24 protein-coding genes are annotated in these 21468 nt (G+C 67.6%); 18 read left to right on the top strand and 6 right to left on the bottom strand.

Features of this window, described 5'->3' with window-relative positions; translation table 11 throughout:
* The first annotated feature begins 66 nt into the window (after window positions 1–66).
* The 15 genes from ACRAQ3_RS13880 to phbB all read left to right on the top strand — a co-directional run bounded on the left by ACRAQ3_RS13880 (window position 67) and on the right by phbB (window position 12844).
* Entirely contained in the window at window positions 67–819 is a 753-nt protein-coding gene (locus ACRAQ3_RS13880) for a WecB/TagA/CpsF family glycosyltransferase (protein WP_269395642.1), read from the top strand.
* 127 nt (window positions 820–946) lie between these two features.
* Window positions 947–1876 carry an ABC transporter ATP-binding protein gene (locus tag ACRAQ3_RS13875; RefSeq protein WP_432255013.1) on the top strand — a complete coding sequence of 310 codons (930 nt, stop codon included), beginning with the start codon at window positions 947–949 and terminating at the stop codon, window positions 1874–1876.
* Complete coding sequence (locus ACRAQ3_RS13870; protein ID WP_269395644.1) at window positions 1873–2634, top strand: ABC transporter permease; 762 nt, start codon at window positions 1873–1875, stop codon at window positions 2632–2634. The genes ACRAQ3_RS13875 and ACRAQ3_RS13870 overlap by 4 nt, the downstream gene beginning before the upstream one ends.
* A 38-nt stretch (window positions 2635–2672) precedes the next feature.
* On the top strand, window positions 2673–3467 hold the full coding sequence (locus ACRAQ3_RS13865) for a S49 family peptidase (protein WP_432255012.1): 795 nt from the start codon (window positions 2673–2675) through the stop codon (window positions 3465–3467).
* Window positions 3467–3646 carry a hypothetical protein gene (locus ACRAQ3_RS13860; protein WP_085896244.1) on the top strand — a complete coding sequence of 60 codons (180 nt, stop codon included), beginning with the start codon at window positions 3467–3469 and terminating at the stop codon, window positions 3644–3646. Before ACRAQ3_RS13865 ends, ACRAQ3_RS13860 begins: the two co-directional genes overlap by 1 nt.
* Window positions 3646–4596 (top strand): calcium/sodium antiporter, encoded by a 951-nt coding sequence (locus tag ACRAQ3_RS13855; RefSeq protein WP_269395646.1) that lies wholly within the window; start codon window positions 3646–3648, stop codon window positions 4594–4596. Before ACRAQ3_RS13860 ends, ACRAQ3_RS13855 begins: the two co-directional genes overlap by 1 nt.
* Window positions 4593–5375: an SDR family oxidoreductase gene (locus tag ACRAQ3_RS13850; protein WP_432255011.1), complete on the top strand. Its 783-nt coding sequence runs from the start codon at window positions 4593–4595 to the stop codon at window positions 5373–5375. The genes ACRAQ3_RS13855 and ACRAQ3_RS13850 overlap by 4 nt, the downstream gene beginning before the upstream one ends.
* A gap of 280 nt (window positions 5376–5655) precedes the next feature.
* Entirely contained in the window at window positions 5656–7539 is a 1884-nt protein-coding gene (gene uvrC, locus ACRAQ3_RS13845) for an excinuclease ABC subunit UvrC (RefSeq protein WP_432255010.1), read from the top strand.
* Between the two features lie 186 nt (window positions 7540–7725).
* Window positions 7726–8421, top strand: a complete 696-nt coding sequence (gene pgsA, locus ACRAQ3_RS13840) for a CDP-diacylglycerol--glycerol-3-phosphate 3-phosphatidyltransferase (protein WP_085896241.1) — start codon at window positions 7726–7728, stop codon at window positions 8419–8421.
* Window positions 8418–8666: a molybdopterin converting factor subunit 1 gene (gene moaD, locus ACRAQ3_RS13835; RefSeq protein ID WP_432255009.1), complete on the top strand. Its 249-nt coding sequence runs from the start codon at window positions 8418–8420 to the stop codon at window positions 8664–8666. Before pgsA ends, moaD begins: the two co-directional genes overlap by 4 nt.
* A gap of 1 nt (window position 8667) precedes the next feature.
* Window positions 8668–9108 (top strand): molybdenum cofactor biosynthesis protein MoaE, encoded by a 441-nt coding sequence (locus ACRAQ3_RS13830; protein WP_432255008.1) that lies wholly within the window; start codon window positions 8668–8670, stop codon window positions 9106–9108.
* Window positions 9109–9253: 145 nt separating this feature from the next.
* Window positions 9254–9982 carry an EAL domain-containing protein gene (locus ACRAQ3_RS13825; protein ID WP_432255007.1) on the top strand — a complete coding sequence of 243 codons (729 nt, stop codon included), beginning with the start codon at window positions 9254–9256 and terminating at the stop codon, window positions 9980–9982.
* Window positions 9983–10057: 75 nt separating this feature from the next.
* Complete coding sequence (locus tag ACRAQ3_RS13820) at window positions 10058–11233, top strand: acetyl-CoA C-acetyltransferase (protein ID WP_269395653.1); 1176 nt, start codon at window positions 10058–10060, stop codon at window positions 11231–11233.
* Complete coding sequence (locus tag ACRAQ3_RS13815) at window positions 11233–12060, top strand: patatin-like phospholipase family protein (RefSeq protein ID WP_269395654.1); 828 nt, start codon at window positions 11233–11235, stop codon at window positions 12058–12060. Before ACRAQ3_RS13820 ends, ACRAQ3_RS13815 begins: the two co-directional genes overlap by 1 nt.
* 58 nt (window positions 12061–12118) lie before the next feature.
* Window positions 12119–12844 carry an acetoacetyl-CoA reductase gene (gene phbB / locus ACRAQ3_RS13810; RefSeq protein WP_432255006.1) on the top strand — a complete coding sequence of 242 codons (726 nt, stop codon included), beginning with the start codon at window positions 12119–12121 and terminating at the stop codon, window positions 12842–12844.
* Window positions 12845–13122: 278 nt separating this feature from the next.
* Here phbB and ACRAQ3_RS13805 read toward each other — a convergent pair whose 3' ends face one another.
* The 3 genes from ACRAQ3_RS13805 to ACRAQ3_RS13795 all read right to left on the bottom strand — a co-directional run bounded on the left by ACRAQ3_RS13805 (window position 13123) and on the right by ACRAQ3_RS13795 (window position 14375).
* Window positions 13123–13290 (bottom strand): YdcH family protein, encoded by a 168-nt coding sequence (locus ACRAQ3_RS13805; protein ID WP_085896234.1) that lies wholly within the window; start codon window positions 13288–13290, stop codon window positions 13123–13125.
* 127 nt (window positions 13291–13417) lie between these two features.
* Complete coding sequence (locus ACRAQ3_RS13800) at window positions 13418–14182, bottom strand: tRNA1(Val) (adenine(37)-N6)-methyltransferase (RefSeq protein ID WP_432255005.1); 765 nt, start codon at window positions 14180–14182, stop codon at window positions 13418–13420.
* Complete coding sequence (locus ACRAQ3_RS13795; RefSeq protein ID WP_432255004.1) at window positions 14163–14375, bottom strand: DUF2007 domain-containing protein; 213 nt, start codon at window positions 14373–14375, stop codon at window positions 14163–14165. Before ACRAQ3_RS13795 ends, ACRAQ3_RS13800 begins: the two co-directional genes overlap by 20 nt.
* A 50-nt stretch (window positions 14376–14425) precedes the next feature.
* Here ACRAQ3_RS13795 and ACRAQ3_RS13790 point away from each other — a divergent pair, with 50 nt between their 5' ends.
* A complete protein-coding gene (locus tag ACRAQ3_RS13790) occupies window positions 14426–15424 on the top strand; it encodes a polyprenyl synthetase family protein (protein ID WP_432255003.1) in 999 nt (332 codons plus the stop codon).
* On the opposite strand, the gene ACRAQ3_RS13785 is transcribed toward ACRAQ3_RS13790, so the two are convergent.
* The 3 genes from ACRAQ3_RS13785 to ACRAQ3_RS13775 all read right to left on the bottom strand — a co-directional run bounded on the left by ACRAQ3_RS13785 (window position 15417) and on the right by ACRAQ3_RS13775 (window position 19744).
* Entirely contained in the window at window positions 15417–16277 is an 861-nt protein-coding gene (locus ACRAQ3_RS13785; RefSeq protein ID WP_432255002.1) for a 4-(cytidine 5'-diphospho)-2-C-methyl-D-erythritol kinase, read from the bottom strand. The genes ACRAQ3_RS13790 and ACRAQ3_RS13785 overlap by 8 nt on opposite strands.
* A complete protein-coding gene (locus ACRAQ3_RS13780; RefSeq protein WP_432255001.1) occupies window positions 16277–17971 on the bottom strand; it encodes a tetratricopeptide repeat protein in 1695 nt (564 codons plus the stop codon). Before ACRAQ3_RS13780 ends, ACRAQ3_RS13785 begins: the two co-directional genes overlap by 1 nt.
* A gap of 102 nt (window positions 17972–18073) precedes the next feature.
* Window positions 18074–19744 (bottom strand): electron transfer flavoprotein-ubiquinone oxidoreductase, encoded by a 1671-nt coding sequence (locus tag ACRAQ3_RS13775; RefSeq protein ID WP_432255000.1) that lies wholly within the window; start codon window positions 19742–19744, stop codon window positions 18074–18076.
* A gap of 247 nt (window positions 19745–19991) precedes the next feature.
* On the opposite strand from ACRAQ3_RS13775, the gene greA reads away from it, so the two are divergent.
* Complete coding sequence (gene greA, locus ACRAQ3_RS13770) at window positions 19992–20462, top strand: transcription elongation factor GreA (protein ID WP_085896227.1); 471 nt, start codon at window positions 19992–19994, stop codon at window positions 20460–20462.
* Between the two features lie 28 nt (window positions 20463–20490).
* On the top strand, window positions 20491–21465 hold the full coding sequence (locus ACRAQ3_RS13765; protein ID WP_432254999.1) for a hypothetical protein: 975 nt from the start codon (window positions 20491–20493) through the stop codon (window positions 21463–21465).
* The last annotated feature ends 3 nt before the right edge of the window (window positions 21466–21468 follow it).

Below are 21468 nucleotides of genomic sequence, written 5' to 3'. Positions count from 1 at the left end.
CTAAGCGAGTGCGGCCCGCGCGCCAAGGGGCCGGATCGCGATCCGGCGGAGCCAGAGGAAAGAGCGATGGAATTCGATCACGGCGCCGGGCTGGTCCGGGTGAACATCACCGATCAGGCGGCGCTCTTGGCCGAAATCGGTGCGCGTTTCGCGGCGCGACGCGGCTTCGCGCTGGCTACGCTCAACCTCGACCATCTGGTGAAGCTGCGTGCTGACGCGGGCTTTCGCGCAGCCTATGCGGCTCAGGACCTCGTGACGGCCGACGGCAACCCGGTGGTCTGGCTGTCGCGTCTGGCAGGTTGCCAAGTGGCGCTTCTACCCGGTGCCGACCTGATCGTGCCGCTCGCGCGATTGGCGGCGGCTCGGGGCGTTCGGGTGGCCTTTATCGGTAGTACGGAGGACAGCCTCCGGCGGGCGGCGGATGCGTTGGCGCGGCAGGTGCCGGGATTGGAGGTGGTGGAGCGAATCGCGCCGCCGATGGGCTTCGATCCCGACGGGGAGGCTGCCGATGCCGCGCTTGATTCGGTGGCCCGGAGCGGCGCCGGTCTCGTGTTTCTCGCGTTGGGCGCGCCCAAGCAGGAGCGGCTGGCGGCGCGGGGCCGGGCGCGGCATCCGCAGCTGGGCTTCGTCTCGATCGGCGCCGGGCTCGATTTCCTCGCGGGCCACCAGCGTCGGGCGCCATCATTGGTGCGGCGGCTGGCGCTCGAATGGCTCTGGCGCGCGGCCTCAAACCCCTCCCGCCTTGCCGGGCGATATGCGCGCTGCGCCGCGATCCTGCCGGGCGAGGCGTTCAGGGCGTGGCGGCTGCGAAGCCGTTGAGAGGCGTTCCCATCGGTTCCGGCCGACAGCCCTGTGCGCTGATGCGCGGAGATCGCGGTATCGCCGGGGTTTCGTGTGCAACGGCCCGCCGTTATCGTCCCGGCAATTCCATAGAAGGCTCCGTAGCATGGCCCCCATCGTGTCGGTCCGTGACCTGACCAAGACCTATGCGGGCGGTTTCACCGCCCTCGACGGCGTGTCGCTCGATATCGAGGAGGGCGAAATCATCGCGCTGCTCGGACCGAACGGTGCTGGCAAGACGACGCTGATCTCGACGATCTGCGGCATCACCATGCCCACGGGCGGCACCGTCGAGGTCGGCGGCCACGACGTGGTGCGCGACTGGCGGCGGGCCCGCGACCTGATCGGGCTGGTGCCGCAGGAGATCGCGCTCGAGCCGTTTTCGACCGTGTGGAACAACGTGCGCTTCACCCGCGGCCTGTTCGACCGGCCGCGCGACGATGCGCATCTGGAGCGGCTGCTGCGCGACCTGTCGCTCTGGGAAAAGCGCGACGCCAAGGTGATGGAGCTGTCGGGCGGCATGAAGCGCCGGGTGCTGATCGCCAAGGCGCTGAGCCATGGTCCACGAATACTGTTTCTCGACGAGCCGACGGCCGGGGTCGACGTGGAACTCAGGCGCGACATGTGGCGCGTGGTCGAACGGCTGCGCGGGGAGGGGGTCACGATCATCCTCACCACCCATTACATCGAGGAGGCCGAGGCCATCGCCGACCGGATCGGCGTCATCTCCAAGGGCCGGATCATGCTGGTCGAACGGACCGAGGACCTGATGCGGCGGCTGGGCCGCAAGGAGCTCCGGATCGAGCTGGCCGAGCCGGTGGAGGCGCTGCCCGACACGCTGCGCCGCGAAGGGTTGGAGCGGGTCGATGGCGGCCAGGCGCTGGTCTATACTTATGACACGCATGCCGAACGCACCGGCATCACCGCGCTTCTCGCCGACCTGCAGGCGGCCGGTCTGCAGCTGGCCGATCTCTCCACATCCAATTCCAGCCTCGAAGAGATTTTCGTCGGACTGGTGAAGGAGGACGCGGCATGAACTTCGGCGCCGTATCCGCGATCTACAGGGCCGAGATGGCCCGCTTCTTCCGTACGCTGCTGCAGAGCTTCATCTCGCCGGTGATTTCGACCTCGCTCTATTTCGTGGTGTTCGGCTCGGCCATCGGCGGCCGCATCCAGGAGGTCGAGGGCATCGCCTATGCCGCTTTCATCGTGCCGGGGCTCGTCATGCTCTCGGTGATGACGCAGGCCACCTCGAATGCCAGCTTCGCGATCTATTTCCCGAAATTCATCGGCACGATGTACGAGTATCTCTCGGCCCCGATCAGCTTCTTCGAGATCACGTTGGGCTTCGTGGGCGCGGCGGCGACCAAGGCGCTGTTCATCGGGCTGGTGATCCTCGCCACCGCGACGCTCTTCGTCGATCTCACGATCCTGCATCCGGTCTCGATGCTGGCCTTCCTGATCCTGACCTGCATCAGCTTCTCGCTCTTGGGCTTCATCATCGGCATATGGGCCAAGAATTTCGAGCAGCTGCAGTTGATCCCGCTTCTGGTGATCACGCCGCTCGTCTTCCTCGGCGGCAGCTTCTACTCGATCTCGATGCTGCCTCCAGCCTGGCAGGTGGTCACTCGCTTCAACCCCGTGGTGTATCTGATCTCGGGCTTCCGCTGGTCCTTCTTCGGGCAGGCCGACGTGCCGATCGGGGTGAGTCTTCTGGCGATCTCGGGCTTCACCGCGCTGTGCCTCGGGATCATCTGGCTGATCTTCCGCACCGGCTGGCGGATCCGCTCCTGACCTTGTGATGGGGCAGGGCGGGGCCTAGATGTCGGAGCATGATGCACTGGCTGCCGTTCCGCCCCAAGGGCCCCGTCGTTTCCGTCATTCGCCTGCAGGGCGCCATCGGCATCGCCGGGCGTGGCCTCGACGATGCGGGCACCGCCGCGATGATCGAGAAGGCCTTCAAGCGCGGCAAGCCCGCCGCCGTCGCCATCGAGATCAATTCGCCCGGCGGCTCGCCGGTGCAATCGGCGCTGATCGCCGCGCGAATCCGCCGGCTGTCGGAGGAAAAGGGCGTGCCGGTGCTGGCCTTCGTCGAGGACGTCGCGGCCTCGGGTGGCTACTGGCTCGCGGCGGCGGCGGACGAGATTTTCGCCGATCGCGGCTCGATCATGGGCTCGATCGGGGTGATATCTGCGGGCTTCGGCGCGCATGAGTTGCTCGAGCGCCAGGGCATCGAGCGGCGCGTGCATACCGCCGGCAAGTCGAAGAGCTTTCTCGACCCGTTCCGCCCCGAAAAGCCCGAGGATGTGGCCCGGCTGGAGCGCTGGCTCTCCGAGATGCACGACTACTTCATCGACCACGTGAAGAGCCGTCGTGGCACCCGGATCGCCGATGACCCGGACCTGTTCACCGGCGAGATATGGATCGGCCAGAAGGCGGTCGAGAAGGGGCTTGCCGACGGGATCGGCCATCTCGTGCCGACCCTCAAGGCGCGGTTCGGCGACAAGGTGCGGCTGCGGCGCTATGCCAAGCGGCGGCCCTTCCTGAGCCGCTTCGGTGCGGCGCTGGCCGGGGAGACGATGGGCATGATCGAGGAGCGCGCGGGTTTCGCCCGCTTCGGTCTTTGATGCTGATCAAGATCGTCACGCTGTTTCTGGTGGGCATGGTGGTGCTCGCGATGTTCGGAAAGCTGCGGCTCCCGAAGCCCAAGGGTCCGAAGGGCCTGCTCGGGCGGGGGAACTGCGCCGCCTGCGGGCGGCCGAGGATAGGCAAGGGGCCCTGCCCCTGCGGAAAGGACAGGACCTGATGGATTGGCTGATGGTGGCGGCGGGGCTGGTGCTCCTCGTCTTCGCGGGCGACGCTTTGGTGAAGGGCGCGGTGAATTTGGCGCTGCGCCTGGGCATACCGGCGTTGATCGTGTCGCTGACGGTGGTGGCCTTCGGCACCTCGGCGCCGGAGCTGCTGGTTTCCGTGGACGCGATCCTCAAGGGCACTCCCGGCATCGCGCTGGGCAATGTCGTCGGCTCGAACGTCGCCAATGTGCTGTTGGTCCTCGGCATTCCCGCCCTGATCACCACACTGCACGCCAGCGGCGGCTCGGACACCCGGTCGAGCTTTCTGCAGATGATGGGGGCCACCTTCCTGTTCATGGCGCTGGCCTTCACCGGCGTGCTGTCCTGGGGCGCGGGCCTGCTGCTGCTGGCGGCGCTGGCGGCGATGCTGATCTATGCCGCCCGCGTGGCGCACAAGCACCGCAACGGCAATGGCGGCGAACTCTCCGAGGAGGAGGTCGAGGGCGCCGACCCGAGGATGCGCGGCTGGAAGGTCGCGGCCTATCTGCTGGCCGGTGTCATCGGCCTGCCGGTGGGCGCCGACCTGCTGGTGACTGGCGCGGTGTCCATCGCCGAGACCTTCGGCGTCTCGGATGCCGCCATCGGTCTCACCCTCGTCGCGATCGGCACATCTCTACCGGAGCTTGCAACGACCGTCATGGCCGCTATCCGTCGGGAAGCCGATGTGGCGATGGGCAACGTGATTGGATCGAACATGTTCAACCTCCTTGGAATTCTGGGCGTGGCGAGCCTCGTGGGACCGATCCCCGTGGGCGCCGAGTTCCTCGGCTTCGACCTGTGGGTGATGCTGGCGGCCTCGCTGCTGCTGGTGCCCTTCGTCTACTGGGGGCGCGACGTGACGCGCGGCTGGGGCGTTGCGCTGACCGCGCTCTACGTCGCCTATGGCGTGACGGTGCTGGCATGAAGGCGCGGGCACTCGTCACCGGCGCGGGCGCGCGGCTGGGCCGCGCCATGGCGCTCGATCTGGGCCGCCGCGGCTTCGACGTGATCGTGCATTACAACACCTCCAAAGGCCCCGCCGAGGAAGTGGTGGCCGAGATTCGCGCCATGGGCCGCGAGGCGCATGCGCTGGAGGCCGACCTGCTCGACGAGGCGGCGACCCAGGCGCTGGTGCCGCGTGCCGTGGAGGCGCTGGGCGGGCCGATCACCTGCCTCGTCAACTCCGCCTCGATCTTCGAATATGACAGCATCGAGAGCGCGACCCGCGAAAGCTGGGACCGCCATATCGAAAGCAACCTGCGCGCGCCCTTCGTGCTGACCCAGAGAATTGCCGAGGGGATCACCGCGCCGGGCCGCGATGCGCGGGGCGAGCCGGTGGCGCAGGGCCTCGTTGTCAACATCATCGACCAACGGGTGCGCAAGCTGACGCCGGATTTCATGTCCTACACCATCGCCAAGATGGGGCTCTGGGCCTTCACCCGCACCGCCGCGCAGGCGCTGGCACCGCGGCTGCGCGTCAACGCCATCGGCCCCGGCCCGACGCTGCAGGGTGCGAAGCAGAGCGACGAGCACTATGCCGCGCAGCGCGCCAACACCGTGCTGCAGCGCGGCTCCAACCCCGAGGACATCTGCGCGGCGCTGGGCTACTTCCTCGACGCGCCCGGCGTCACCGGGCAGCTTCTCTGCGTCGATGGCGGCCAGCATCTGGGCTGGCAGACGCCCGATATCCAAGGTCACAACTGATCTTGCGCACGGCCCCGTCCACCGGTTCGTCCACCGGGGCTGTGCGCAATCCATCCGATCGCGGCGTGGGGATGAAATCTTCGCGATCCCCTCGGGTTTCCCCTGCAAAAACAGCGGATTGGCGGCGCCCAAAAAACAGGCATATTCATCAACCCTCTGACTCTCCAAGCCGAATCCACACCCTCCCGGCGCTGTCCACCAGCTTATCCCCAGAAACGGTGGACAGCTTTGCACATGGCGTTGGGACAGCTAGATTGCAGGGCTCGCGCATGATGCCGATATGGACCGCATGACCGAGACCCAGACCGATACCCCGAAGGCACCACTGACCGGACATGAGCTGATCCGCTCGCAGCTGCGGCTGATCGACGGCTCGCCCGGCGTCTACCGGATGCTCGATGCCGAAAGCCGGGTGCTCTATGTCGGCAAGGCGCGCAACCTGCGGGCCCGGGTGTCGAGCTATGCCCGCCCCACCGGACATTCGGGCCGGATCGCGCGGATGATCCGCGAGACCGCCTCAATGATGTTTCTCACCACGCGGACCGAGACCGAGGCGCTGCTGCTGGAGCAGAACCTCATCAAGCAGCTCAAGCCGCGCTACAACGTGCTCTTGCGCGACGACAAGTCGTTCCCCAACATCCACATTTCGGATCACGCGTTTCCGCAGATCGGCAAGCATCGCGGCGCCCGCAAGGGGCCGGGGCAGTTCTTCGGACCCTTCGCCAGTGCCGGCGCGGTGAACCGGACGCTGAACCAGCTGCAGAAGGCGTTCCTCCTGCGCAACTGCACGGATTCGGTGTTCGAGGGCCGCACCCGACCCTGCCTGCTGCACCAGATCAAGCGCTGTTCGGCGCCCTGCACCGGCGAGATCAGCGCCGAGGATTACGCGCGTTCGGTCGATGACGCGGTGCGGTTCTTGTCGGGCAAGTCGACGCAGGTGCAGGAGGTGCTCGGCCGCCAGATGGCCGAGGCCTCGGAGAACATGGAGTTCGAGCGCGCCGCCGCCCTGCGCGACCGGATTCGCGCGCTGACGCAGGTGCAGACCGCGCAGGGCATCAACCCGCGCGGCGTTTCCGAGGCCGACGTGATCGCGCTTCATCTCGAGGGCGGACAGGCCTGCGTGCAAGTGTTCTTCATTCGCGGCAACCAGAACTGGGGCAACCGCGACTACTACCCCCGCGTTTCGGGGGAGGAGGACCCTGCCGAGGTGATGCAGGCCTTCGTGGGCCAGTTCTACGCGGACCGCGAACCGCCGCGCCAGCTGATCCTGAGCCATGGGCTCGACGATCCCGATCTGGTGGTCGAGGCGCTGAGCGAGAAGCTTGGCCGCAAGGTCGAGGTTCTGGTGCCGCAGCGGGGCGAGAAGGCCGAGCTTGTCGAGGGCGCCCAGCGCAACGCGCGCGAGAGCCTCGCACGGCGGATGTCCGAGACGGCGACGCAGGCAAAGCTGCTGCGCGGCCTCGCCGAGGCTTTCGGTCTCGACGAGGCGCCGCGCCGGATCGAGGTCTACGACAACTCTCACATCATGGGCACCGACGCGGTCGGCGGCATGATCGTCGCGGGACCCGAGGGTTTCGAGAAGAGCCAGTACCGCAAGTTCAACATCAAGGGCACCGAGATCACGCCGGGCGACGATTTCGGCATGATGAAGGAGGTGCTGACGCGTCGTTTCTCACGGCTGCTCAAGGAGGATCCGAACCGCGAGAGCCCGTCCTGGCCGGACCTGCTGCTGATCGATGGCGGCGCCGGGCAGGTCAGCGCGGTGCAGCAGATCCTCGACGAATTGGGTGTCGACGACGTGGCGATGATCGGCGTCGCCAAGGGGGTGGATCGCGACCACGGCAAGGAGGAGTTCCACCGCACCGGCATGCGGCCCTTCGCGCTGCCGCGCAACGACCCGGTGCTCTACTTCATCCAGCGGCTGCGCGACGAGGCGCACCGTTTCGCCATCGGCACGCACCGGGCCAAGCGGTCCAAATCCGTGGGCGCGACGCCACTGGACGAAATCGCCGGCGTGGGCGCCACGCGCAAGCGCGCGCTGCTGGCGCATTTCGGCTCGGCCAAGGCGGTGAGCCGCGCCAACCTCGCCGATCTCAAGGCGGTGCAAGGCATCTCGGAGAGCCTCGCGGAGAAGATCTACGGCCATTTCCACGAGAACGGCTGATCGCTTCGCAGCGACTTTGTTCCGAAAATACGCCCGCCGGAGGCGGACACCCGGCTCACCACGGGCACGCCCCTGACCGGCCGGGCGCCATGCGTATTTGAAGAACAAAGTCGAGGCATGGCGCGCCAATCATCGATCGGCCGCTGGCTATGGCAAGACCGGGGGGAGCGCGCTATCTCTTGGCCCATGACATGGACCCTGCCCAATATCCTCACCGTGCTTCGCCTGTTCGCCGCGCCCGGCGTCGCGGTGATGTTCCTCTTCTTCATCCGGCCATGGGCCGACTGGTTCGCGCTGGTGCTTTTCGTCACCGCGGCGGTGACCGATTTCGTCGATGGCTACCTTGCCCGCGCCTGGAAACAGGAATCGAAGTTCGGCGCGATGCTCGACCCGATCGCCGACAAGGCGATGGTGATCATCGCGCTTCTGGTCATCACCGGCTTTTCGGGGATGAACCCGTGGATTCTGCTGCCCGCGACGCTGATCCTGTTCCGCGAGGTCTTCGTCTCGGGGCTGCGCGAGTTTCTTGGCTCCAAGGCGGGGCTGTTAAAGGTAACGAAGCTCGCCAAGTGGAAGACCACCGCGCAGATGGTGGCCATCGCTGTTCTATTTTCTACTGGTGCCTTCGAGCATTATTTCGTTATGGAGAGCATCGGCATGGACGAGACCATGGTCGACTCGATCCTGTCGGGTGGCACGCCTGACGAGGTCGGGCTGGTCTGGAAATACTGGGGCATGATCATCAGCTGGTGGACCGGCATCGTGCTCTTGTGGCTGGCGGCGATCCTGACGCTGATGACCGGCTGGGACTACTTCTCCAAGGCGCTGCCTTTCCTGCGCGACGCGCCGCAGCCCGACCCCTCCGAGAGGCATGCGCCATGATCGACGTCGTCTATTTCGCTTGGGTGCGCGAACGCATCGGCCTGCCGCGTGAGCGGATCGAGACCGAGGCCGCCACCGTCGCCGATCTGGTCGCGGAGTTGCGGGGCCGCGAAGAGCGCTACGCCGCGGCCTTCGCCGACATCTCGGCGCTGCGGGTGGCGCTTGATCAGGAGCTGTCGGAGTTCGACGCGGACCTCGCCGGCGTGCGCGAGGTCGCCTTCTTCCCGCCGATGACCGGGGGCTGAGATGAAGATCTCGGTGCAGGAGGGGCCGTTCGACGCGGGCGCCGAGCTCGACGCCTTCAGCCATGGCCGTCACGAGGTCGGGGCCATCGTCAGCTTTACCGGCATCGTGCGCGACCGCGAAGGCGGGCTGGTGCGCATGGAGATCGAGCATTACCCGGGCATGACCGAGAAGGCGATCACCGAGATCGCCGAGCAGGCCAAGGCGCGCTGGGCGCTTGCGGACCTCCTGGTGATCCACCGCCACGGGGCGCTGCCGCTGGGCCAGCCGATCATGATGGTGGCGACGGCGGCGGCGCATCGCCGCGCCGCTTTCGACGCCGCCGAATACCTGATGGACTATCTCAAATCCCGTGCGCCCTTCTGGAAGAAGGAGGTGACGCGGACCGGCGAGCATTGGGTCGAGGCCACGCCCGAGGACGAGGACGCGTTGTCGCGCTGGTAGCACCGTTCACCCGGTATTAGGACGGAAAGCGACAGGATCGCGGAGCCATCCCAGTCAGGGGCTCGCCATGCCGTCCGAGGCCGACCCGCCCGCCGATCCCTTCGCCCATGCCATGGCGCTCGACGCGGCCGACATCCCATAGCTCGTGCGCGCCGCGCTGGCCGAGCGGCACACCGAGCTTGCCTATCAGCCGGTGATCGTGGCGAAGACCGGGGCCACCATCTTTCACGAGGGGCTGATCCGGCTGCGCGACCAAGCCGGGCGGCTGCTGCCGGCACGGCATTTCCTGCCGGGGGTCGAGGAAACGGATCTGGGCCGCGATCTTGATCGCGCGGCGTTGCGAGAGGGACTCGAGGCGCTGCGACGCGACCTGCAGCTCAGGCTCTCGATCAACATGTCGGCCCGTTCGATCGGCGATGGGCGCTGGCGTCGGACGCTGCAGGATGGGCTCGACCGCGGGCCCGATCTCGGGGAGCGGCTGATCCTCGAGATCTCGGAAGGCTCGGCGATGATCCTGCCCGAACTGGTTGGCCGTTTCATGAGCGAGATACGGCCCCGCGGGGTGAGCTTTGCCCTCGACGAATTCGGGGCGGGCCGTACGGCGTTCCGGCACCTGCGCGGCTTCCTGTTCGACATCGCCAAGATCGACCCGCATTTCGTGCGTGGCATCGGCGGCGACCCCGACAATCAGGTGCTTTGCGGCGCGCTGGTCGCCGTGGCGCGGCAGCTTGGCATGGCCTCGATCGCCTGCGGTGTCGAAACCGAAGCGGAGGCACGGATGCTGGGTCGGATCGGCGTGGACTGCATGCAGGGCTATCTCTGGGGGCGTCCGGCCAGGCAGCCCCGCCCGGCGGTCCGAATGCCGTTGCCCTGACGGCAGAGGCTGGTAGGCTCGGCTCCGATCCGGGTTCCCCGGCGTGAGCCGGCCCCGCCTGTCAGGGAGAGTTTCATGACCAATGTCGTAATCGCCTCGGCCGCTCGCACCGCGGTGGGCAGCTTCGGTGGCGCTTTTGCCAATACCCCCGCGCACCAGCTCGGCGCGGCCGTGCTCGAGGAGGTCGTGTCGCGCGCCGGCGTCGACAAGTCCGAGGTGAGCGAGACGATCCTGGGGCAGGTGCTGACCGCCGCGCAGGGCCAGAACCCGGCCCGGCAGGCGCATATCCTCGCCGGCCTGCCGCAGGAATCGGCGGCTTGGGGGCTGAACCAGGTCTGCGGCTCGGGGCTGCGCGCGGTGGCGCTCGGCGCCCAGCACATCCAGCTCGGCGATGCCGGGATCGTCTGCGCCGGCGGTCAGGAGAGCATGTCGATGGCGCCGCATGCCCAGACCCTGCGTCAGGGCCAGAAGATGGGCGACATGAAGCTCGTCGACACGATGATCAAGGACGGCCTCTGGGACGCCTTCAACGACTACCACATGGGCACCACTGCCGAGAACGTGGCGAGCCGTCACCAGATCACCCGCGACATGCAGGACGAGTTCGCGGTGAAAAGCCAGAACAAGGCCGAGGCGGCGCAGAAGGACGGCCGGTTCAAGGACGAGATCGTCCCATTCACCGTCAAGACCCGCAAGGGCGACATCGTCACCGATGCCGACGAATACATCCGCCACGGCGCCACGATCGACGCCATGGCCAAGCTGCGCCCGGCCTTTGCCAAGGACGGTTCGGTCACCGCGGGCAACGCCTCGGGCCTCAATGACGGTGCTGCCGCGACCCTGCTGATGTCGCTCGACGAGGCGAACCGGCGCGGGATCAAGCCGCTCGGCCGCATCGCCGCCTACGCCACCGCCGGTCTCGACCCGGCCTATATGGGCGAGGGTCCGATCTATGCCTCGAAGAAGGCGCTGGAAAAGGCGGGCTGGTCGGTTGACGACCTCGACCTGATCGAGGCCAACGAGGCCTTCGCCGCGCAGGCCCTCGCCGTGAACAAGGAGATGGGCTGGGATCCCGAGAAGGTGAACGTCAATGGCGGCGCCATCGCCATCGGCCACCCGATCGGCGCCAGCGGCTGCCGGGTGCTGGTCACCTTGCTGCACGAAATGGCGCGCCGCGATGCCAAGAAAGGCCTCGCCACGCTCTGCATCGGCGGCGGCATGGGCGTCGCTCTTTGCATCGAGCGCGATTGATGCCTTGGACCGCCCCCCGACAGCTCGTTTTCTCGGGGGGCGGTCTGCGCTGCTTCTGGCAGGGTGGCTTCATGGAGGTCCTCGGCCGCCATGCCAGCATCGCGCCGCAGCGTATCGCCGGCGTTTCGGGCGGCGCCTTGTCGGCGGCCTGCCATGTCGCGGGACGCGAAAGGGTTCTGCTCGACGCGATGTGCGAGGCGTTCGAGGAGCAGGACAGCAATCTGTTCGATCGCGAGGCGGGCGGCATCAGCCCGCATCAACGGATATACTGCAAGGTCGTCTCCAAGGTGCTCGACGAGGAGGCCGCACGGAAGGTGGCCGAGGGACCGCAGCTGCAGATTCTGATCGCGCATCCGCCGGCGGGCGGGCTGCCCAAGATCAGCGGCGTCGCGGCCACCGTCGCCTATGAGGCGGAACTTCACCTGATCAATTCACCGCATTTTTCTTGGGCCGCGAAGCTCGGTCTCGAACACGGGCTCGTAGATGCGCGGGCGGCCGCGCGCGACGGACGGCTGGTCGATCTGGTTTGTGCGGCGGCGGTGATTCCGCCGATTTTCGAGCCGCCCGATTGGGATGGCCGCCCGGTCGTCGACGGTGGCATGGCCGACCAGGCGCCGATGCCGGAGCCCGATGAAGGCGAGACTCTCGTGCTCCTCACCCGTCACTACCGCAGGTTGCCGGATGTGCCGGGGCGGCGCTACGTGATGCCCACCGACGAAACGCCTGCCGACAAGATCGATTTCACCGATCCCGAGAAGCTGCGCCGCACCTGGGATCAGGGAATGCGCGACGGCGAGGCCTTTTGCGACGAGCTTGGGCTTGCTTGACCCAGCGTGATGCGAGAGGGTCAATATAGACCACTTTGCAAGGCGAGGGAGAGCGGACATGGCACGCACGGCATTGGTGACAGGGGGCAGCCGGGGAATCGGCGCCGCCATTTCGAAGGCGCTCAAGGCGGAAGGATATAATGTCGTCGCAACCTACGCGGGCAACGACGAAAAGGCGCGTGCCTTCACTGACGAGACCGGGATTGCCACCTACAAATGGGATGTCGGCGACTACGAGGCCTGCAAGGCCGGCATCGCCCATGTCGAGGAAGAGCACGGTCCGGTCGACATCCTTGTGAACAACGCCGGCATCACCCGCGACGCGCCATTCCACAAGATGACGCCGCAGCAATGGCGCGAGGTGATCGACACCAACCTGACGGGTCTGTTCAACATGACGCATTGCGTCTGGCCGGGTCTGCGCGAGCGCAAGTTCGGTCGCATCGTCAACATCTCCTCGATCAACGGGCAGAAGGGTCAGTTCGCGCAGGCCAATTACGCCGCCGCCAAGGCCGGCGACATCGGCTTCACCAAGGCGTTGGCGCAGGAGGGCGCGCGCGCCGGCATCACCGTGAACGCGATCTGCCCGGGCTACATCAACACCGAGATGATGAGCACCATTCCTGAAAAGGTGATGAACGAGGTGATCCTGCCGCAGATCCCGGTGGGCCGTCTTGGCAAAGCCGAGGAAATCGCGCGCTGCGTGGTGTTCCTTGCCTCGGATCAGGCGGGCTTTATCACCGGCTCGACGCTCTCGGCGAATGGCGGTCAGTACCTGGCCTGAGATCCTGCCGACCGGAACATCGGGCGGGCGCCGGCGGCGCCTGCCCGAGCGCGGACGCGCACAACGATGCCTGCCAGAGGTCGCTCCGCGTCGCATGGCCGGAAATCGTCGCTGACAGGCAAAGCGGGTCCACCAGCGAGTTCACCCCTGCAAAGAAAAACGGGCGCCCGTTGCTCTGCCGCGGGCACCCGTCGATACGTGGATTGGCCGGATTTCCAGTACAGGCCATCCGATCGCGGGGAGGATGCGCGGCGGGGCGTCGCCGCCGCGCGGTAGCGCTAGTGCGGGCTGAGCCGCGTGATTTCTTCCTTAAGCATGAGCTTGCGCTTCTTCATCTGAGCGATCTCGAAGTCGCTGGTCGCAGGCGACCTCTGCGCCATCTCCACTTCCTGTGACAGGGTTTGATGTTTCCGGCGAAGTTCTTCCAGATGCGATGTCAGGCTCATGGACGTACTCCCGTGTCTGGTTTCGACCCTCCCAGTCGAGCACGGTTTTACAATTCTGTCACCTGCGAGATGCGACGGATTGAACCAATGTTCAGGTGACCGGCGAAATTTTGCGTACCTTCAGCGTTCAGAGGCGCAATTTTTCCCCATGACGAAGAATTGCTTCGGCCTCGGGGGTGAAATCGGCCGAGTCGGACAGGTGCCGCGCTCCGGCATGGAGCACCAGCGGCGCGGCCAGCCGGAACGCCGCGCGGCCGCTCTGGCGCGCCGTGACGAGTACCCGCTCCGCATCGCGCCCCGCCCGTGACACCAGCGGTCGCACCGCGAGACCGCCCATGCGGCCATGCAGCGCCGCCACGATCTCGGGCAACCGCTCCGCGCGCTGGATCAGCGTCAGCCGCCCCAAGGGCGCCACCCGGCGCGCCATGGCGTCGATCCAGTCCGCGAGCGGCAGCGGCGCCCCGAAGGCGGTCTCCTTCGTCACATCCGGGGCGGGGCGGGAATGGGCGCGGTCGAAATAGGGCGGGTTCGCGATGACATGGTCGTATCGCCTGGCGCGGATCTCGGGTGGCAGCCCGCGTAGATCAACAGTGTGAATCGCCGCCGTCGTGCCGTTCAGCACCGCGTTGCGCCGCGCCAGATCCGCATAGGGGGGCTGGATCTCGACGCCGGTGAGGTCGAGACCCGGCACCCGTGCCGCGAGGCACATCAGCGCCGCACCCGCGCCGCAACCGAGTTCGAGCACGCTTTGACCCCGCTCGGCAGGCACGGCAGCGGCAAGCAGCACCGGATCGGTCCCGGCCCGGTAGCCGCGCCGCGGTTGCAGCAGCACCACCCGCCCGCCAAGAAAGGCGTCACGGGTCAGCGCCTCCTCAGCCCAGGTCGATGTCATTGTCGCGCATCGCCCGCCGCGCCGCGGTCAGATCGGCCTCGCGCACCATCAGGCGGCGGGGCAGGATTCCGATCGAGCCTTCGAGGATGCTCGTGTTTACGTCCAACTCGAAGCAGTCTATACCCTCGCCGTTCAGAAGGGCGGTGGCAAAGGCGATGACCGTCGGGTCGTTGCTGCGCAGAAGCTCTTTCATCCGCAACCAGCTAGGACGTTCCGGCGTCCTTGTCGAGAAGACCGCCGCCCATGGATCTCGCCACCGATACCGCCAAGCCGCATGACCGCCTGTCCGAGGCCCTCTCGGATGACATGAGGGCGGTGAACGCGATGATCCGCGAGCGCATGGCCTCCGAGCACGCGCCGCGCATTCCCGAGGTCACGGCGCATCTGGTCGAGGCGGGGGGCAAGCGGCTCAGGCCGATGCTGACGCTCGCCGCCGCGCGGCTGTGTGGCTATGACGGGCCCCATCACGTGCATCTCGCCGCGACGGTGGAGTTCATCCATACCGCGACGCTGCTGCATGACGACGTGGTCGACGACAGCAAGCAGCGGCGCGGCCGCCCCACGGCGAACCTGTTGTGGGACAACACCTCCTCGGTGCTGGTCGGAGACTATCTCTTCGCGCGCTCGTTCCAGCTGATGGTCGAAACCGGCTCGCTGCGGGTGCTCGACATCCTCGCCAATGCCTCGGCCACCATCGCCGAGGGCGAGGTGCTGCAGCTCACCGCCTCGCGCAATCTCGATACCACCGAGGATACCTATCTGCGGGTGGTGCGGGGCAAGACCGCGGCGCTATTCTCGGCGGCGACCGAGGTGGGCGGTATCATCGCCGGCGCGTCGGAGGCACGCGTCGCGGCGCTCAGAGCCTATGGCGACGCGCTCGGCATCGCGTTCCAGATCGTCGACGACCTGCTCGATTACGGCGGCACGGCGGCGATCGGCAAATCCGTCGGCGACGATTTCCGCGAGGGCAAGCTGACGCTGCCGGTGATCCGTGCCGTGGCGCAGGCCGACGAGCCGGAGCGCGCCTTCTGGACCCGCTGCATCGGCCGGGGCCGGATCGACGAGGGCGATCTCGCGCAGGCGCAGGCGCTGCTGACCAAGCACGGCACGCTCGAGAGCACCCGGCAGACCGCGCTCGACTGGGCCGACCGTGCGCGCCGGAGCCTGAGGGACCTGCCGGATCATGAGCTGCGCGAGATGCTCGAGGATCTCGCCGATTACGTGGTCGAGCGGATCAGCTGAGCAGCGGGGCCGGGGCGACCCACCAGCCCATTTCCGACAGCTGGATCGCGCGGGCCACCTGCCGCGCGCGGCCCATGTCGCGGGTCAGGCCGATGCAGGTCGCGCCGGACCCCGACATCAGCGCCAGGTCGACGCCGGGCATGGCGCGCAGCCGCTTCAGCGCGCGGGCGATCTCCGGTGCGATGGCTTCTGCGGGGGCCTGCAGATCGTTGCGCTGCGCGGCCAGCCATTCGACGAAGCCCGGGTAATCGAGAGCCTCGGGCAACTCGTCCATGCCGGCATTGTCCGAGCGTTCCAGCTTGTCGAAGACCCGGCCAGTGGGCACCTCGACGCCGGGATTGACCAGCACGAGGCCGCAGGCGGGCAGGGCGGGCAACGGCTCGAGCACCTCGCCGATGCCGCGCATCCGCGCCGGTTCGGGGGCATGCAGGCAGACCGGAACGTCGGCGCCGAGTTCCAGCACCTCCGGGTCATTGGGCGCGAAATTCTCGACACCCCAGATCTGCGACAGCAGTCGCAGCGTCGCCGCCGCATCAGACGAGCCACTGCCAATGCCGGCGGCATGCGGCAGCGTCTTGGTCAGCTTGAGCTTTGCCCCCTGCGCCACGCCGCGCGCCTCCTGCAGCATCCGTGCCGCGCGCAGGACCGAGTTGGTCTCGTCGGCGGGGACGCCGCGCGAGAACGGACCCGTCACCTCCAGCGACAGTTCAGACGCGGGCAGCGCGGTGAGCTGATCGCCGACGCCGGCGAAGGCCACGATGCTGTCGAGCAGGTGATAGCCGCCAGCCCGCACCCCCGTGACGTGAAGCGCGAGGTTGATCTTGGCGGGCGCGAGCCCCTTGTCGAGCGGCATCAACGGTTCTCCGCGACCTGCCTGAGGGGGGTGCCGCCTTCGGAGGCAAGAACGGCGTCGAGCCCTTCTGCCAGCTTGCGGCGCAAGCGCTCGGCGTTTTCCGGCGTCGGCCCGAAGGACAGGGCGCGCTGCCACTGGAAGCGGGCCTCGGTCATCCGGCCCACGGCCCAGTAGCCGTCGCCGAGATGGTCGTTGACGATCGGATCGACCGGTTCGAGTTCGGCGGCGCGCTCGAGATTGCCGACCGCCTCGCGGTAGTGGCCAAGCTTGAACTGGGCCCAGCCGAGGCTGTCGACGATCGCGCCGTTGTCGGGCTGGGCGCGGACAGCGCGCTCAATCATCTCGAGCGCCTCCTCCAGCTTCTCGCCGCGTTCGACCAGAGAATAGCCGAGGAAGTTCAGCACTTCGGCGCGATCGGCATCGACTTCGAGCGCGGCGCGGAAATCGGCTTCGGCACCGGCCCAGTCATCCTGCGCATGGCGGGTGACGCCGCGCATGTAGTAGAGCCACCAGGCCGCATCGGCACCGGCGATGTCGATGGCGCGGCCATAGGCGGCCTCGGCCTCGGCAGGCGCGCTCTCGGACCGACGCAGATCGCCCAGCGCCACCTGCACCTCGGCAAGACCGGGGGCGGTGCGGGCCAATTCTTCGAGAACGGCGAGCGCGCGTTCGGGCTGGCCGGCACGGCGCAGCACCTCGGCCCGGCCAAGTTCGGCGGTGACATGGGCGGGATGCGTGGCGGGCACGCGCTCATAGACCGACTGCGCGAGGTCGTGGCGCTGCGACCGCTCCAGCAGACCGGCCGCGAGAAGCAGCCCGTCGACCCGGTCCGGATCGAGCTCCAGCGCCGCGCGGGCGTAGAGAAGGACGTAGGAGTCGGGCACCTCGTTGCTGAGCGCACCCGCGACGGAGATGTAGAGTTCCGACAGGCCGTCGGCCGGAGCGGTCACGCAGTCCCAGTCGACCGGCGCGCCGGATGCGATCTTGTCGCGCATCGCATCGAGTACCGGCGACCCGCGACCGGCTTCATCGAGAAGCGCCAGCGCATCGTCGCGACGGTCGAGCTGCGACAGCACCTGCGCATGCGCAAGCAGCACCGGCTCGCTCACCGGCAGGCCGTTTTCGGGGGCGGCGGCGAGGACCGTGTCGGCGCCCTCGAAATCACCGGCCGAGGCCAGCGCCAGCGCCTTGTGATAGAGACCGAAGCCGCGCAGGCCCGGGGTCTCGATCACCTCCTCGAGCGCCGAGAGCGCCTGATCCATGCGGCCCTGGCCGATCCGGGCCCAGACCCGGGTCAGCCCGTCCACGAGGGGGCCGACGCCACGATCGGCTTCGAGCAGTTCGAAGATCTCGCCCCAGGCACCGCGCTCGGCGGCATCAAGCTGGAGCACCATGTTGGCGACCTGGCTCGCGGCCCCGGTCTCGCGCATGCGCTGCGCCAGGGGCAACGCTTCGGACACCTCGCCCGCGGCGAGCAGCCCGGCGATGGCACCTTCGAGGAGGATGGGATTTCTGGGATCCGCGCCTAGCGCGGTCTGGAACCAATCTGCGGCTGCGGAGTAATCCTGTGCGGCTGCGGCGGCGCGTGCGGCGAGATAGGGACCCGCCTCGGTGTGGCTCGTTTGCGCGGCCACAGGCGTGGCTGCGACGAGCCCGGTCACGATGGCCAAGGCTCGCAGTCTTTGGATCACCATAGATTTGCTCCTGCCGTTTCCGGTGCTCACATTGGCGGGCACGCTAGTGATCGTAACGTGATCGCGCAATGTGAGTTCCGGATGACCGGCGGATATCCGCGATCACATGTTCGGGTAGTTGGGTCCGTCGCCGCCCTGCGGAACCGTCCAGACGATGTTCTGAGTGGGGTCCTTGATGTCGCAGGTCTTGCAGTGAACGCAGTTCTGGAAGTTGATCACGAACTCGGGTCCGCCTTCCTTTTCAACCACTTCGTACACCCCGGCCGGGCAGTAGCGCTGCGCCGGTTCGGCATAGACGGGCAGGTTGTGAGCGATCGGGACGTTTGGGTCCTTCAATTTTAGGTGACAGGGCTGACTTTCTTCGTGATTTGTGCCCGAAAAACTCACGTTGGTGAGTCGGTCGAAGCTCAGCACGCCGTCGGGCTTCGGATAAACGATCTCCACGTGATCCTTCGCCGGCTCGGTCGCCTCGGCATCGGACTTTCCATGGCCAAGAGTGCCCAGAAGCGAGAAGCCCAGCGTGTTGGTCCACATGTCGAAGCCGCCCAGCGCCATGGAGGCGGTAAGCCCCCAGCGCGACCAGATCGGCTTCACGTTGCGCACCTTCTTGAGGTCCTTGCCGATCACGCCCTCGCGCACCGCCATGTCGTAACTCTCCAGCACGTCGCCGGCACGGCCCGCGCCGATCGCCTCGAAGGCGGCTTCGGCGGCGTGGATGCCCGAGAGCATGGCGTTGTGATTTCCCTTGATGCGCGGCACGTTGACCATGCCAGCCGAACAGCCCAGCAGCGCGCCGCCCGGGAAAGCGGTCTTCGGCAGCGACTGCCAGCCGCCCTCGGTGATCGCGCGCGCGCCGTAGGCCACGCGCTTGCCGCCTTTCAGCAGCTCGGCCACCATCGGGTGGTGCTTGAAGCGCTGGAACTCCTGATAGGGGCGCAGATAGGGGTTCTTGTAGCCCAGATGCACGACGAAGCCGACATAGACCTGGTTGTTGTCGAGGTGGTAGATGAACGAGCCGCCGCCGGCGTTCTTCTCGAGCGGCCAGCCCATGGTATGGACGACGCGGCCCTCCGAGTGCTTGGCCGGGTCGATCTCCCAGATCTCCTTCATGCCGAGGCCGTATTTCTGCGGCTCGCGGCCTTCGGCCAAAGCGAAGCGTTCGATCACCTGCTTCGACAGCGATCCGCGCACACCTTCGCCGAGGAAGACGTACTTGCCCAAGAGCTCCATGCCCGGCTCGTAGCCCGGCCCGGGCGTGCCGTCGGGGTTCTTGCCGAACTCGCCCGCGACGACGCCGGCGACGCGACCATCCTCGCCCCAGACGATCTCGGAGCAGGACATGCCCGGGAACACCTCGACGCCCAGCTCCTCGGCCTTTTCGGCCATCCAGCGGCAGACATTGCCCATTGAGACGATATAGTTGCCGTGGTTGTTCATCAGCGGCGGCATGATCGCGTTGGGCAGGCGCATCGAGCCGCTTTCGCCCAGCATGTAGAAGCGGTCGTCGCGCACCGGCACGGTGATCGGCGCGCCCATCTCGCGCCAGTCGGGCAGCAGCCGGTCGAGACCGCAGGGATCGAGCACGGCGCCCGACAGGATATGCGCGCCCACCTCGGAGCCCTTTTCCAGCACCACCACCGAGATCTCGGGGTCGAGCTGCTTCAGGCGGATCGCCGCCGACAGCCCTGCGGGGCCCGCGCCGACGATCACCACGTCGTATTCCATCGCCTCGCGCTCGGGGCGGTTCTCGGTCTGGCTGGCGGTATCGCTCATGTTATGGTCCCTGCTGGCTCTCCTGCTGCGGGCCAATGGCTAGCGCATGCGCTGCGGCGGCACAATCGCGACAGGGTGACACCGCGTCACGCGCCGGGGTGACCGGCGCGCTCTTTGTACGGGGGCGGGCAAGGCTGGGGGACAGGCCAAGGGGACAGGCTGGGGCGGGCTTGACTTCGGCCCTTGGGGCGGGGTTAGAACGTCCGGTGTTGCACGGGCCCCGGGACCGGGGGAAAGGCTGTAGAAAATGGAAAAGATCCCGCTGACGCGCGCCGGTTTCGCCAAGATCGACGCGGAACTGAAGCACCTGAAGACGGTCGAGCGCCCGGCGATCATCGCGGCGATCTCGGAGGCGCGCGCGCATGGCGACCTCTCGGAGAACGCCGAGTACCATTCGGCCAAGGAGAAGCAGAGCTTCATCGAGGGCCGGATCAAGGAACTCGAAGGCGTGATCGGTCTGGCCGACGTGATCGACCCGTCGAAGATGTCGGGCTCGATCAAGTTCGGTGCCACCGTGAAGCTGGTCGACGAGGACACCGACGAGGAGAAGACCTACCAGATTGTCGGCGAGTACGAGGCCGACATCGAGGCGGGCCGCCTCAACATCAAGTCGCCGCTGGCGCGGGCGCTGATCGGCAAGGACGAGGGCGACAGCGTCGAGGTCCGGACCCCGGGCGGCGAGAAATCCTACGAGATCCTGAGCGTCAGCTATTCGTGAGGCCGCGGACGCGGCCCCAGGGGGCGGTATGAGCGACGATCCCGACAGCCCGGAGATCCGGCCCGTGGCCGAGCCCGCGACCGGGTCGGCCACGGGGCGCGAGGCCGATGCTCCCGCGCCGTGGGAGCTGATGGGCCGCGCCGAGCGCATCGCCGCCGGTGTCAGCCTGGGCTGGGTCGTGATCGCCGGCGCCGCCATGGCGATCGGCGGCCAGCCCCTGGTCGGGCCGGTGCTGGTCATCGTGGTGCCGGTGGCGCTGCTCTGGATGGGGCTGTTCGCCAGCCATGCCTCGCGCAGCGCCCGCGAGGAGGCGCATCGGTTGCGGGCCGAGATCCAGACATTGCAGCGCAGCCTGCGCACCCAGTCGCGCGGTGGGCTGCCGCCCGAGATGGACCGCAGGCTCGCGGCGATCGAGCGCGCGGCGCGGCAGACCGAGACCGCCCTGGCAGGGTTCGGCGTGAGCCGCCCGAGCGAGCCGGAGCCCGAGCCGGAACCGGCCGAGGAGGCACCCGCCGCGCCTGCCGCCCCGGCGCTGAGCCGTATCGAGATGGCGCGGGCGCTGAACTTTCCCGACAACGACCAGGATCTCGAGGGCTTCGCGGCGCTGCGCGCGGCGCTGCGCGACACCCGTGCCCGCCAGCTGATCCAGGCGAGCCAGGACGTGCTGACCCTGCTGAGCCAGGACGGCATCTACATGGACGATCTCGCGCCGCCACAGGCGCCCGCCGAAGCCTGGCGCGCCCTGGCCCGCGGGGAGCGCGGCGCGCCGCTCGAGCGGCTGGCCTACGGGCTCGACGAGGATGGTTTCGCCGGGACCGCCGCGGCGCGGCTCTCCTCGGACACGATATTCCGCGATACGGTGCAGCATTTCCTGCGGCTGTTCGACCGGATGCTCGACGAGTATTGCGACGGCGCCGACGACGACGAGATCGCGCTTCTGGCCGAAACCCGTACCGGTCGCGCCTTCCGCCTGCTTGGGGCGGCCGCCGGCAACTTCTCCTGAAGC

The sequence above is a fragment of the Limimaricola sp. AA108-03 genome (genome assembly GCF_050847355.1).
GTDB lineage: Bacteria > Pseudomonadota > Alphaproteobacteria > Rhodobacterales > Rhodobacteraceae > Limimaricola.
The sequence above is the reverse complement of the archived record's forward strand: the minus strand, read 5'-3'. Positions and strand labels throughout refer to the sequence as shown.